13 protein-coding genes and 1 tRNA gene are annotated in these 13,461 nt (G+C 60.5%); 8 read left to right on the forward strand and 6 right to left on the reverse strand.

All coding sequences use genetic code 11. The features are described from left to right. Positions 1-21 precede the first annotated feature (21 nt). The 5 genes from udk to GM668_RS23095 form a co-directional block, all read right to left on the reverse strand. The gene (udk, locus tag GM668_RS23075; RefSeq protein ID WP_155441318.1) at positions 22-663 is read right to left on the reverse strand and encodes a uridine kinase; all 642 of its coding nucleotides are present in this window, start codon (positions 661-663) and stop codon (positions 22-24) included. A 95-nt stretch (positions 664-758) separates the two neighbouring features. Further along, positions 759-834, reverse strand: a tRNA-His gene (locus GM668_RS23080). Between the two features lie 135 nt (positions 835-969). Then, the gene (murI, locus tag GM668_RS23085) at positions 970-1,815 is read right to left on the reverse strand and encodes a glutamate racemase (RefSeq protein ID WP_155441319.1); all 846 of its coding nucleotides are present in this window, start codon (positions 1,813-1,815) and stop codon (positions 970-972) included. Between the two features lie 140 nt (positions 1,816-1,955). Then, positions 1,956-3,485 carry a fumarate hydratase gene (locus GM668_RS23090; protein ID WP_155441320.1) on the reverse strand — a complete coding sequence of 510 codons (1,530 nt, stop codon included), beginning with the start codon at positions 3,483-3,485 and terminating at the stop codon, positions 1,956-1,958. A gap of 40 nt (positions 3,486-3,525) precedes the next feature. Then, a complete protein-coding gene (locus GM668_RS23095; RefSeq protein ID WP_308506841.1) occupies positions 3,526-4,083 on the reverse strand; it encodes a YqhA family protein in 558 nt (185 codons plus the stop codon). Between the two features lie 271 nt (positions 4,084-4,354). On the opposite strand from GM668_RS23095, the gene acs reads away from it, so the two are divergent. The 4 genes from acs (at position 4,355) to GM668_RS23115 (ending at position 9,045) form a co-directional block, all read left to right on the forward strand. Continuing rightward, positions 4,355-6,346: an acetate--CoA ligase gene (gene acs / locus GM668_RS23100; RefSeq protein ID WP_155441322.1), complete on the forward strand. Its 1,992-nt coding sequence runs from the start codon at positions 4,355-4,357 to the stop codon at positions 6,344-6,346. 114 nt (positions 6,347-6,460) lie between these two features. Then, a complete protein-coding gene (locus GM668_RS23105; RefSeq protein ID WP_229499770.1) occupies positions 6,461-7,198 on the forward strand; it encodes a hypothetical protein in 738 nt (245 codons plus the stop codon). 8 nt (positions 7,199-7,206) lie between these two features. Then, a complete protein-coding gene (locus GM668_RS23110; protein WP_155441323.1) occupies positions 7,207-7,686 on the forward strand; it encodes a hypothetical protein in 480 nt (159 codons plus the stop codon). A 306-nt stretch (positions 7,687-7,992) separates the two neighbouring features. Continuing rightward, complete coding sequence (locus GM668_RS23115; protein ID WP_155441324.1) at positions 7,993-9,045, forward strand: DUF2278 family protein; 1,053 nt, start codon at positions 7,993-7,995, stop codon at positions 9,043-9,045. Here the strand turns inward: GM668_RS23115 and pdxR are convergent. After that, positions 9,029-10,510, reverse strand: a complete 1,482-nt coding sequence (gene pdxR, locus GM668_RS23120) for a MocR-like pyridoxine biosynthesis transcription factor PdxR (RefSeq protein ID WP_170305781.1) — start codon at positions 10,508-10,510, stop codon at positions 9,029-9,031. The genes GM668_RS23115 and pdxR overlap by 17 nt on opposite strands. A gap of 100 nt (positions 10,511-10,610) precedes the next feature. On the opposite strand from pdxR, the gene GM668_RS23125 reads away from it, so the two are divergent. From GM668_RS23125 to GM668_RS23140, 4 genes are all read left to right on the forward strand, one after another. Further along, on the forward strand, positions 10,611-11,054 hold the full coding sequence (locus GM668_RS23125) for a carboxymuconolactone decarboxylase family protein (protein WP_155441325.1): 444 nt from the start codon (positions 10,611-10,613) through the stop codon (positions 11,052-11,054). A gap of 16 nt (positions 11,055-11,070) precedes the next feature. Continuing rightward, positions 11,071-11,709, forward strand: coding sequence for an FMN-dependent NADH-azoreductase (locus GM668_RS23130; RefSeq protein ID WP_155441326.1), 639 nt, complete (start codon positions 11,071-11,073; stop codon positions 11,707-11,709). A 1-nt stretch (position 11,710) separates the two neighbouring features. Next, the gene (locus GM668_RS23135) at positions 11,711-12,142 is read left to right on the forward strand and encodes a GNAT family N-acetyltransferase (RefSeq protein WP_155441327.1); all 432 of its coding nucleotides are present in this window, start codon (positions 11,711-11,713) and stop codon (positions 12,140-12,142) included. A 103-nt stretch (positions 12,143-12,245) separates the two neighbouring features. Further along, positions 12,246-13,454, forward strand: a complete 1,209-nt coding sequence (locus GM668_RS23140; protein ID WP_229499772.1) for a DUF4382 domain-containing protein — start codon at positions 12,246-12,248, stop codon at positions 13,452-13,454. Positions 13,455-13,461 lie beyond the last annotated feature (7 nt).

Here is a 13,461-nt window from a genome sequence, read left to right on the forward strand (position 1 = left end):
ACGCGCGTGTTCAGCCCTGGTTCAGCCCTGATTCAGGCCGTCGATCACGCTGGCGACTTTGGTCGTAATGACATCGACCGCCGGGCCATTGGCGCCGTGCGGCAAAATCACGTCGGCGTGGCGCTTGGTCGGTTCAATGAATTGCTTGTACATGGGGCGCACGGTTTCCATGTATTGCCCGATCACGCTATCCATGCTGCGGCCGCGCTCGGAAATGTCGCGCTGCAAACGGCGGATGAAGCGCACGTCGGATGCCGTGTCGACGAAAATCTTCAGTGACATCATGTCGCGCAAGTCAGCGTCATACAGCGCGAACAAGCCTTCGATGACAATCACCGGCGCAGGCTTGACGTGAATGGTGTCGGTGGAGCGGTTGTCGATAGTGAAGTCGTACACCGGCATTTCAATTGCCTGGCCGCTGCGCAGCGTGTGCACTTGCTGGATCAGCAGCGGCCAGTCGAACGCATTCGGATGATCGTAATTGGCTTTGCGGCGCACGTCGGGCGCGAGGTGGGTCTGGTCGGCGTAGTAATCGTCTTGCATGACGACCGACACCACATCGGAGCCGAAGGCGGCCAGCACTTGCTGGGTCACGGTGGATTTGCCGCTGCCGCTGCCACCGGCGACACCAATCACGAACGGGAAGGAGGAAGTATTAGTCATAGTGGCATGAGCCCGCATCACATCGCGCCAGTTCCGCTAAGCATCAAGTGTACGGGAAAATGAAAAGCCCAGCACAAGGCTGGGCTTTAGAATTTTGGGGTGGCTGATGGGGCTCGAACCCACGACAACAGGAATCACAATCCTGGACTCTACCAACTGAGCTACAGCCACCGCTGATTTACTGCTTATTTACTGCTTTACTGCTACTGTCTGTGCTGTGTTCTGCAAGACAGGCCCGAATTATATATGCGGATTCGGAACTTGCAAAGGGTAATCGGCACTTTTTTCGGAAAATAGTTTATTTGCCTATATTTTCAGCGTCTCCACCGCAACATCCAGCTGCAGCAGCGTACGGAACGCGGACGCCAGTGCATCGGCACTGGCGGTGGTGTAACCATGCAACGTTGGCGGATGGCCGGCGCTGCCCGGGCGCTGCAAACCGGCGCCTTCCAGCAAGCGGGCCAGCTGGCGCGCCACCGCGTCGCCCGTGTCGATGAGTTTCACGTCCCGGCCACCGGCGGCAATTACCGCGCGCGCGATGGCGTCCTGTACGAAGGGGTAGTGCGTGCAGCCCAATACCAGCGTATCGGCGCCTTGCTCGACCAGCGGCGCGACAAAGCCTGCCAGCAGCGCATCGATGGCGGCGCTGTCCAGCTCTCCCTGTTCAATCAAGTCCACCAGGCCGGGGCACGGCTGCAGCAGGAATTGCGCGCCGGTGGCGGCTGCGATCTGGTCGCGCAGTTGCAGCAGCTTTTCGCCTTGCAAGGTGCGCACGGTGGCCAGCACGCCGACTTTGCCATTGCGCGACGCGGCGGCGCCGGGTTTCAAGCCAGGTTCCACGCCGACTACCGGCAATTCCGGATAATGCGCGCGCACAGCCTTGATGGCGGCGACTGTCGCGGTATTGCAGGCCACCACCAGCGCTTTGACGCCTTTGCCGGTCAGGTAAGCGGCAATCGCCAGCGCGCGCTCGACCACATACGCTTCCGTCCTGCCGCCATACGGCGCGTAGCCGGAATCAGCGAAGTAAATCAAGTGTTCCTGCGGCAGCAGGGCGCGGATATGGCGCAGCACGGACAAGCCGCCGACGCCGGAATCAAAGACGCCGATGGGGGCGTCGGCCGGAGTGGGGAAGGTTGGGTGTGAAGTCATGGTTGCAGTATATACGGCAGCAAAAAAGTAGGGCGGATTAGCGCGCAGCGCGTAATCCGCCATGTATGCGCCAACGCGGCGCACGCATGGCGGATTACGCCTTCGGCTAATCCGCCCTACAGTAACAGGAAGCGTAACGCTTACTTGGTCACCACCGCCACATTCAACTGCTCAATCTTGGCCTGCCACTCTTTCGGACCCGTGTTGTGCACCGACGTGCCTTCCGAATCCACGGCCACCGTCACCGGCATATCGACCACGTCGAACTCGTAGATGGCTTCCATGCCCAGGTCTTCAAAGCCCACCACCTTGGCGTGCTTGATCGCCTTCGACACCAGGTAAGCCGAGCCGCCCACCGCCATCAGGTATGCCGACTTGTGCTTCTTGATCGATTCAATTGCAGCAGGGCCGCGTTCCGCCTTACCAATCATGGAAATCAGGCCGGTTTTTTCCAGCATCATGTCGGTGAACTTGTCCATGCGGGTGGCCGTGGTAGGACCTGCCGGGCCAACCACTTCGTCGCGCACCGGATCGACCGGGCCGACGTAGTAAATCACGCGGTTGGTGAAGTCCACTGGCAGCGATTCGCCCTTGGCCAGCATGTCCTGGATGCGCTTGTGCGCGGCGTCGCGGCCGGTCAGCATCTTGCCGTTCAACAGCAGCGTCTGGCCCGGCTTCCACGATGCCACTTCTTCTTTCGTCAGCGTGTTCAGGTCAACGCGCTTGGACTTCTCCGTGTCCGGCGCCCACGACACGTCCGGCCAGTCCGACAGCTTCGGTGGCTCGATGTAGGCAGGACCGGAACCGTCCAGCACGAAGTGCGCGTGGCGGGTGGCCGCGCAGTTCGGGATCATGGCGACCGGCTTCGATGCCGCGTGGGTCGGGTACATGTTGATCTTCACGTCCAGCACGGTGGTCAAGCCGCCCAGGCCCTGCGCGCCGATGCCCAGTGCATTGATCTTGTCGCACAGTTCGATACGCAGTTCTTCGGTCTTGTTGCGGGGACCGCGCTGCTTCAACTCGTACATGTCGATGTCTTCCATCAGCGACTCTTTTGCCATCAGCATGGCTTTCTCGGCAGAGCCGCCGATACCGATGCCCAGCATGCCCGGCGGGCACCAGCCGGCGCCCATCAGCGGCACGGTTTTCAAGACCCAGTCCACCAGCGAGTCCGATGGGTTCAGCATGACGAACTTGGTCTTGTTTTCCGAGCCGCCGCCTTTGGCTGCCACGCTCACGTCAACGGTATTGCCTTCCACCAGTTCCATGTGCACGACGGCTGGCGTGTTGTCCTTGGTGTTCTTGCGGTCGAAGTGCGGGTCGGCCACGATCGACGCGCGCAGCTTGTTGTCGGCGAAGTTGTACGCGCGGCGCACGCCTTCGTTGATGGCGTCGGTAACGGTGCCGGTGAAGCCTTCGAAGCGCACGCCCATGCCGATCTTCAGGAAGACGTTGACGATGCCGGTGTCCTGGCAAATCGGACGCTTGCCTTCCGCGCACATGCGCGAGTTGGTCAGGATCTGCGCGATCGCATCCTTGGCGGCCGGGCTTTGCTCAACTTCATAAGCGCGCGCCAGGTGGGCGATGTAGTCGGCCGGGTGGTAATAGCTGATGTACTGCAGCGCGGCGGCTACGGATTCGATCAGATCGTCTTGCTTGATGATGGTCATGGTGAACTCGCTAGAGATGGAACGGGTAATAAATACGCGGTCAGTGGTGCTTTGTTGTTATTGCCTGAGTTTTTGTCATCAGGTGATCCGTGTACGCGATCGCGATCGTGGACAGCAGGAATACGATATGGATGGCGGTCTGGGCGACCACCACGTCCATCTTGCCGTTGCAGGAACTGGCATTGATAAAGGTTTTCAGCAGGTGTATCGATGAAATGCCGACGATCGCCATCGCCAGCTTGGTCTTCAGCACGGACGCGTTCACGTGCGACAGCCACTCTGGCTGGTCAGGGTGGCCGTCCAGGCCCATGCGCGACACAAAGGTTTCATAACCGCCCACGATCACCATGATCAAGAGGTTCGAGATCATGACCACGTCGATCAGCCCCAATACCACCAGCATGATGGTGGTCTCATTGAGCTTGTTCGGCACTTCCGCACCTGGTACCGCCACAGCCTGGAAAATATGCTCCAGCGCCGCATCGCTACCCAGCGCCGCGCCAATCAAATCCTTCAGCTCCACCCAGAAGTGGAAAACATAAACGCACTGCGCAAGAATCAGCCCCAGATACAGCGGCAATTGCAGCCAGCGGGACATGAAAATAAACGCCGGCAGCGGCGCTAATTTAGCTGGTGGTTGAGGTAAATCACGGTCCGCCATTGAAAAACGTGCTCCTTGCCGCAAAAAATCAATGCCGACATTCTACATGTGATTCCCCTGCTGCACCGCAATGCGCCAACTTGCCGTAAAATTGCAGAAATGCTCATTCAAATACCAACCTAATACCAGTTTGCTGGCGCACGTAAGGCGTCAGTAAGCGACTACATTTAAGGTGTAGTCAAAATGATTACCACACGGAGACCTCAGCATGACATCGCAGACGACTGAACAACAGGGCCAACCCGAATCCCGCCTTTTCAATCCACCGGCATCGTTCGTGGCCAACGCCACCGTGTCCGGCATGGAGGCTTACAACAAGCTGTGCGCCGAAGCCGAGCAGGATTTCGAAGGCTTCTGGGCCCGCCTGGCCCGTGAAAACGTGGACTGGAAAGTACCGTTCACGAAAACGCTGAACGAAGACAATGCGCCGTTCTATAAATGGTTCGAAGACGGCAAGTTGAATGTGTCGTACAACTGCCTGGACCGCAATCTCGCCAACGGCAATGCCGACAAGACCGCCATCATTTTCGAGGCGGACGACGGCGCCGTGACCAAAGTCACCTATAAAGAATTGCACGAAAAAGTCTGCAAATTCGCCAACGGCTTGAAATCGCGCGGCATCAAGAAGGGCGACCGCGTGATCATCTACATGTCGATGTCGGTGGAAGGCGTGGCCGCGATGCAGGCATGCGCGCGTATCGGCGCGACGCACTCTGTTGTGTTCGGCGGCTTTTCCGCCAAGTCGCTGCAAGAGCGCATCATCGATGCGGGCGCCGTGGCGGTCATCACTGGCGACGAGCAGCAGCGCGGCGGCAAATTCCTGCCGCTGAAAGCCATCGTCGATGACGCGCTGGCGCTGGGCGGCTGCGACAGCATCAAGGACGTGATTGTTTACAAGCGCACCGGCAATCCGATCGCCTTTAAAGAAGGCCGTGATATTTGGCTGCACGATTTGGTCGACCATCAAAGCGCCGAATGCGAACCGGAATGGGTGGAAGCGGAACACCCGCTGTTCATCCTGTACACGTCCGGCTCCACCGGCACCCCGAAAGGCGTGCAGCACTCGACGGGCGGCTACCTGCTGTGGGCCAACCTGACGATGAAGTGGACCTTCGACATCAAGCCGTCGGACGTGTTCTGGTGCACGGCCGATATCGGCTGGGTCACGGGCCACACGTACATCGCGTACGGCCCGACGTCGGTGGGCGCCACGCAAATCGTGTTCGAAGGCATCCCAACGTTCCCGCACGCGGGCCGCTTCTGGGAAACCATCGCCAAGCACAAAGTGTCGATCTTCTACACGGCGCCAACGGCAATCCGTTCGCTGATCAAGGCGTCGGACGCGGATCCGAAAGTCCATCCAAAGAGCTTCGACGTATCGTCGCTGCGCCTGCTGGGTTCCGTCGGTGAGCCGATCAATCCGGAAGCATGGATGTGGTACTACAAAAACGTGGGCGCGGAAAAATGCCCGATCGTGGACACCTTCTGGCAAACGGAAACAGGTGGCCACATGATCACGCCGCTGCCGGGCGTGACGCCGATGACACCGGGTTCGTGCACGCTGCCGCTGCCAGGCATCATGACGGCCATCGTCGATGAAGCCGGCCACGACGTGCCGAACGGCCAGGGCGGTATCCTGGTCGTCAAACGTCCATGGCCATCGATGATCCGCACCATCTGGAACAATCCTGACCGCTTTAAAACCAGCTACTTCCCGGAAGAGTTTGGCGGCAAATATTACCTGGCCGGCGACGGCGCGATCCGCCACAAGGACACGGCATACTTCACGATCACGGGCCGTATCGACGACGTGCTGAACGTGTCGGGCCACCGCATGGGTACGATGGAAATCGAATCGGCGCTGGTGGCCAATCCGCTGGTGGCGGAAGCTGCCGTGGTCGGCAAGCCGGATGAAACCACGGGCGAATCGATTTGCGCGTTCGTCGTGCTGAAGCAGGCGCGTCCGACTGGCGACGATGCGAAGAAACTGGCGCTGGAATTGCGCAACTGGGTGGCCAAGGAAATCGGCCCGATCGCGAAGCCGAAGGAAATCCGCTTTGGCGACAATTTGCCGAAGACGCGTTCGGGCAAGATCATGCGCCGCCTGCTGCGCGTGCTGGCCAAGGGCGAGGCGATTACGCAGGATGTGTCGACGCTGGAAAATCCTGCGATTTTGGAGCAGTTGAAGGAAGCGTCGTAATTCAGTCGCGCCGGCACTCGCCGGCGCATCAATACCTCGCAAAGCGCGCCTCTCCTGGCGCGCTTTTTACTTTGTGCTTGCGCTATGGCAACTCGATGCGGGAGTCACTTTCGTATGCTGGTCTTTTCATTTCTTTACAAGGCCGGGACCATGACGACTGCACACGATGACAAGGCGCGCTTTGAACAAGAATTAAAAGCGCTGGAGAGCCAAGTTATGAACGTAGGGGGTCATATGACCATTGATGCGGATGCGCGAGCAGTGTACGCGCGTGAAATCAAACGGATGGCGGACACGTTGCGCGCGGACGCCCTTGCTGGAAAAATCACCTGGGCTCAGGCAGCAATGCAAGCGCAGCAGACACGTAACGCCGTGATGGCAGTTATCCGTAGCCGAAGCACGGCAGTGGGCAGGGCGATGTCTCAGCGCATTAAACCAGAAGGATTGCCGCTTGCCGAACTCATCATTCGCCAATCCAAGCGTATGTATGGTGACAGTACAGTGTTTGCTCATTTGGCGGAGATAAAGCAAAACGCTGTCTACGCTGCAATTGTTACGTCGGCGGGTAAATCCAATCCGACAGTGACCAAGGCAATGTCACGGATTGCCTATGCTGGCAGAGGGCTGGTATTTCTTTCGATCGGCCTGTCGCTCTACAACGTTGCCGCCGCAAATGATAAGGTGGCCGCTGCCAGGAAAGAAGTGCTGGCCAGTGGCGCCAGCATTGCCGGGGGAATGGCCGGTGGCGCCGTGGCGGGATTGGCGTGCGGTTCCGGCGCGCCGGTTTGTGTTGCTGCCGGTGCCTTTATCGGTGGTGCTTTGGCGGCATTTGGTGTTACCTCAATTTGGTAGTGACTCTCATGCACAGCTTGTCTCAGGCAGACTTGTCGATCTGGCCGATGAGCGGGGGCTCAGAAGTACAAGCTCGCTCGGAAATTATGTTGAAGGGGACTCGCACTGGCGCGATTCTCGATGGCGCCGTACTGGAGGCGGCGTTGTCCTGGCATGAGTACATCATCGTATTTCTGACTGATGATGTTCCTTATGAAGACACTTTACGGATCTACTTGCTGGACGCGAACTTATGCATCGTTGATTCTGCCAGCTTGGGAGCGATGTACTCAACCGGGGCGTTTAGGGACCTTCAAGTGGTGCAGTCTGATACCGTGCGTTTTCGCTTTATCGGCGACGTGACTTGGACGCTGCGCTTGTTCGACAAACGCACTCTTGCGCTGCCCGTGCTTTTCGACCCGGTTGGCGTTCGTCGTCCGTTCCGGTTTTATCGGCACTTCGCGTTGACGCCGAGTTCTGGCACCAGAAAAGAAGCAGCCAAGCTCTAAAAGCACAGCATGCGCATCCTGCGCCTTACATCCGTTGGCGTTCGTGGCTGTTGTTTGCTCACCCCCCCACTCAACCTGCCACCATTCCTGGTCGATTTGAACGGACGGGGCCTGTCGTCTACTGATAGAACGCCCGTGGTCTTTGCACATCGCGTGACAAAGCACGTACTTCTTTCTTCGTTCCCTGCGCTATATTGATATGTATCAAATAGTAAATGCTTCCATTTTTGCCATAAAGCATGCTAGTTGATCCCCGAACGCAGCGCGTAGGCTGCCAGCAGTGCAGCCAAGACGAAGGAGGTAAAAATGTCCTTGAAAAGCTATGGTGTACTGAAAGGCCGCCCGGTCAATCGCCAGACCGGTTCCGGCAGCAATCCCCACTACCAGGTGCACGTGGTTGACAACACCACCGACTACCGCATTGCCGTCAACGTGAAATCCCAACTGGCGCCATCCGACGTGGAATACCTGGTGGTGTCCCACTTCCAGCACCCGATCCTGAACCAATTAAAAGAGTTGCCGCAAGGCTGGAAAAACCTGCAGCGCGAACCGGGCGGGATGGCGCTCGATTTTATCCGCAGCAACCTGTTCGACCCGCGCGAACTGGTGCCGTTGCCAGCCAACGTCAGCGGCCCGGATAACGACCTCAACGAGAAAATCGACCAGTACATCCAGCGCGCCATGTCCGATGAAGATGCCGTGCTGTATGCGTTTGGCGAACGGTGGGGGCCGGAGCCCGGCCTCAAGGATAAAATCTTCGGCTTCTTGCCCGGCAATGGCGTGCACGACATCCACATGAACCAGGCCAATTCCGGTGACTTTACGAAGGATGACGGCGTCTACCAGGATGGCGCGCTGCTGCTGCACTTCCCCGCGCAAAACCAGTGGGTCGGCATCTTCCTGAAATTCCAGTCGCAGGGCTGGCACAGCGATGACCACACGGGCCACATCGTCAAAGTCCCGACCAGCGGCCCGCCATCGGACAACAATATTCCGGACACGCCATTCCCGCCGGGCGGCCAGCCTTCGCCGAACATGCCCGATGGCGCCGTGCGCATCGTTGCGGCGATGGTCAATGGCGTCAGCACACCGGAAACCGAAACCGTCACCTTATTGAACGTCACGTCGCGCACCATCGATCTGACCAACTGGCGCTTGCTGGACCGCGATAAACATGCGCAAAAACTCAGCGGTTCGCTGGCGGCCGGCGAGACGTTGCGCGTGACGTTGAAAGCGCCCGTCACACTGCCGAATAAGGGCGGGCTGATCACGCTGGTCAATGCCGATGGCTTGCGCGTCGATGGCGTCAGCTATACGAAGGAACAAGCCGCCAACCCCGGCTTCAGCGTGAAGTTTTAATCCGCTCCAGCACGTCCGCCATCCGCGCCATCCCGTCGCGGATGGCGGGCCCGTCAAAGCTGGAAAACCCCAGCACCAGCCCCGGCGGGGTGGGGTGCTGCACGTGGTAGATCGATATGGGCCGCGCCATGATCCCTTGTTGCCCCAGCGCGGCGGCGACCACGCGGTCATCCAGGCCCTGCGGCAGCAAAACCGTGGCGTCCAGTCCCGTGCTGAGCGGCAGCAGTTCCAGCAGGCCGTCGCAGTGCGCCTTGCACGCGCGCTGGAATTCCTGCGCCCGTCCGCTGTACAGCAGGCGCATTTGCCTTAAATGGCGGGCGAAGTGGCCGTCCGCTATGAAGGCCGATAGCACAGCCTGCTGGAATACCGGCGCGTTGCGGCACGTCAGCGACTGGGCGGCGGCAAAGGCATCGGTCCAGCCGTCCGGCACCACCAGGTAAGCCAGCCGCAGCGATGGAAACAGCAGCTTGCTGAACGAGCCCAGGTACAGCACCCGACCGCTGCGGTCCAGGCTTTTCAGCGCGGGCAGCGCCACGCCGTCATAGCGGCATTCGCCATCGTAATCGTCTTCAATCACGACGGCGTCGCAAGCGTCGGCCCAGTCCAGCAAGGCGAGCCTGCGTTCCAGCGGCAATGTGCCGCCCAGCGGCGCCTGGTGTGCGGCGGTCACGTAAGCGAGCCGGATGTCCGGCGCCACCGGCAATGTCGGATCCGTGCGCAAGCCCTGTAAATCCACCGGTACGCCGTGCACCCGGGCGCCAACCTGCTGAAAAATCCTGTGCGCACCGGGATAGCCGGGGTCTTCCATCAGCACGGCATCGCCGGGATCGAGCAGCAGCCGCGCGCACAAGTCCAGCGCCTGCTGCGTGCTGGAGAAAATAATCACTTGTTCCGCGTCGCACGCAATGCGCTGCGAATAGCGCAAATGTTCCGCAATGGCGCGCCGCAGCGGCGCATAGCCTGCCGCATCGCTGTATCCCATTTCCTGCGCCAGCCGGGTGCGGCTGTAGCGGGTGGCCAGCCGCCGCCACGTCGGCAACGGGAAGGCCGCCACATCCGGCTGGCTGGGACGGAACGGGACCACGGCGCCGCTTTCCCGCAAGGGGAACGGGCTGGTGGCCAGCAGCTGGCCTTGCCGTGACAGGCGCGGCGGCGCAGCTCCTGCTGATGATGCTGGCGCTGGCCTGGCCGGCAGTTTGGACGGCAGCTTCGCCGATACCGTGGTGCCGCTTCCCGTTGCGCCTGCCAGGTAACCTTCGGCGATCAATTGTTCGTACACCAGCAGCACGGTGCCCCGGGAGATCTGGTGCTGGCGCGCAAAGTCGCGCGTGGACGGCAGGCGCCGTCCGGACGCCAGCCGGCCCGACAGCACGGCTTCCCGCAATTCACTGTAGAGCCAGCGCTGCAAGGTGATGCCCTGCGCACGGGGACCCAGCGCGAATTCCAGTTCTTCCGCAAGTTTCACGACAAAGTGGCCTAATCAATTCTCTGCTAAATGGGTATATGAATCGTACCACGTCACCTCTACGATACGTCCATCGAGCAACCACTGTGAAGGAAACAAAATGAGCCAACGATTCGACCCCAGCAAGCTGATTCCGGAAGGCTACAAAGCCATGTATGGCGTGCATTTGAAAGTCCAGAATTCCGGCCTGCCGCTGGGATTGCTGGAACTGGTACGCCTGCGCGTATCGCAGATCAACGGCTGCGCCGCCTGCGTCGCCATGCACGTGCCGTTGGGACGCGAACACGACTTGAGCGAGCATCAAATCAACCTGGCCGCCGTGTGGCGCGACGCGCCGGTGTTCAGCCCGCGCGAGCGGGCGGCGCTGGCCTGGGCCGAAGCCGTGACGGTGCTGGCGGGGCAGGAAGTATCGGACGCGGCCTACGCGGAAGTCAGCGCGCAGTTCAGCGAACAGGAAATTGCGCACCTTACCTTGGCCATCGGTGAAATCAATACGTGGAACCGCCTGAACATCGCATCGCGCACGCCGCCGGCGCTGGCTTGATTGGGAGTGGCAAACGATGGAATTGCTGTTGATTGAAGCCAGCCCGCGCCATGCCACCAGCAGCCTGCTGGGACGGCGTCTGGCAGGGGCGCTGCAAGAACACTGTGGCCGGGCCGTCACGCTGACGGAACGCCAGCTGGGCCGGCAGCCGCTGGCGCCGCTGTCGGCTGAATATGCGGAGTCGCTGTTACTGCCCATCGATGAAGCGCGCGAACGCTATGGCGCGCACCTGGCGCAGTCCGATGAACTGGTGGCGGAACTGGAACGGGCCGACATGGTCGTCATTGCCTCGCCCGTGCACAATTTCACGGTCCCGGCTGCGCTGAAATTGTGGCTCGACCTCGTGGTGCGCAATGGGGTGACGTTCAAGAACACACCGGAAGGCAAGGTAGGCTTGCTGCGCGACCGGCCGGTGCTGGTGGCCGTCACATCGGGCGGCGCGATGTTCCGCGACCCGCCGAAACAGCCGGACTTCTTCCGCCCCTACTTGAGCGCGGCGCTGGGCGTGGTGGGGTTGCACAGCGTCAGCTATGTGTCCGCCACCGCACTGGCTTTTACGGAACAGCCGCTGGCACACGCCGCCAGTGCAGCCGATGCGTGGATTGCCGCGTCACTGCAGGGTTTCCTGCGCAACGTACCGGACCAGGGAGATTGACATGGACCAGCCCGCCATCCGCCACGCGGATTCCGATGCCGACTTGCAGGCGTGTTTCGACGTCATGCGCCAGCTGCGTCCGCGCCTGCACACGGCCGAACAGATGCTGGCGGCGCTGGCGCCGCAGCGCGCGCAGGGCTACCGGTTGCTGGTGTGCTGGCAGGGCAGCCGCCCGCTGGCACTGGCGGGCTACCGCAAGCTGGATAACCTGATACATGGCAGTTTTTTGTACGTGGACGACCTGGTCACGTGCAGCAGCGAGCGGGGACTCGGCCATGGCGCCCGCTTGCTGGCCGCGCTGCGCGGTATCGGCGCTGAACGCGGTTGCGGGCAACTGGTGCTGGATACCGCGCTCAGCAATGAAGGCGCACAGCGCTTTTACCGCCGCGTGGGAATGGAAGCGTGCGCACTGCACTTCCGGCAACAGATGTGACAGACCGCAATTCTGTAACAGTCCGTTACTATGTTCGCTGCCTAACATTCAAATTACTATCCGGAACGGATAATGGCCCCATAACTCATCCATAAGGAGGCCCATGATGAAATACACCGTTCCGGCTTTATCCCTGGCAGCCGTTGCTGGTTTGCTGGCCGCATGTGGCGGTGGCGGAGGAGGTGGCGGCGCCAGCTCGACACCGGCCACGGTACAAATGGGCAGCGTCGCCGTTTCCCTGACCGACGCGCCTGCTTGCGGCTTTGATGCAGTGAACGTGACCGTCTCCAAAGTCCGCATCAACCAAAGCGCCTCCGCCAGCGATACCGACAGTGGCTGGACCGACATCACCTTGTCGCCGGCCCGCAAAATCAATTTGCTCAACCTGAACAATGGCACGCTGGAAGCCTTGGGCACGGCATCGCTGAGCGCCGGTCACTACAGCCAATTGCGGCTGGTGCTCGATGGCGGCGCCAACAGCAATACTGTCGTCAAGACGGGCACCACGACCGAAGTCCCATTGGACACCCCGAGCGCGCTGACCAGCGGGATCAAGCTGGTCAATGAATTCGATGTGGCGGCCGGCCAGCGCGTCGACCTGGTGCTGGATTTCGATGCGTGCAAATCCATCGTCACCAAGGGCAACAGTGGCGGCTATAACTTGAAGCCAGTCGTGAAAGTTGTGCCCACCGCCTTGAATGGCATTAGCGGGTTTGTCGCCACGGCCGCACTGGGGAGCCACGTGGCGGTGTCCGCCCAGCAAAATGGCGTTGTCGTGGCCGCCACCACGCCGAATCCCTCCACCGGCGAATTCGCGCTGGCGCGCCTGCCCGCCGGTAATTACGACGTGGTCATTACTGCGGACGGCTATGCGGCCAACGTGGTAGGCGCAGTGCCGGTGACGGCCAGCGCGATGACGCAGCTCAGCACGGCAGCGGCGCCGATTGCGCCGGCCGTTTCACTGTCCGGCAACATCAGCGGCAGCGTGACGCAAACGCCGGCCAGCAGCACGGAACCGGCGCAAGTCGCCGCGTTGCAATCGATCACGGGCGGACCCACCGTTACGCTGAAATACACGTTGACGCCGATTGGCGGCGGCGCCTACACGCTGGCCAAGCTGCCGGTGACGGCGCCACGGTATGTGGCTTACAGCACGACATTGCCGCTGGTGTTTGGTACGGCCAATACGGTGTTACCGGCCGGGCAGTACCGCGTCGATGCCTCGGCCAATGGCTATGCCGCCAAGTCGGTACCGGTGGTGAATATTGCAACGGCTGACCAGTCCAACGTCAACTTCGCGCTAACGCCGTAATTGCCCC

The organism is Pseudoduganella ginsengisoli, assembly GCF_009720865.1.
GTDB classification, from domain to species: Bacteria; Pseudomonadota; Gammaproteobacteria; order Burkholderiales; family Burkholderiaceae_D; genus Rugamonas; species Rugamonas ginsengisoli.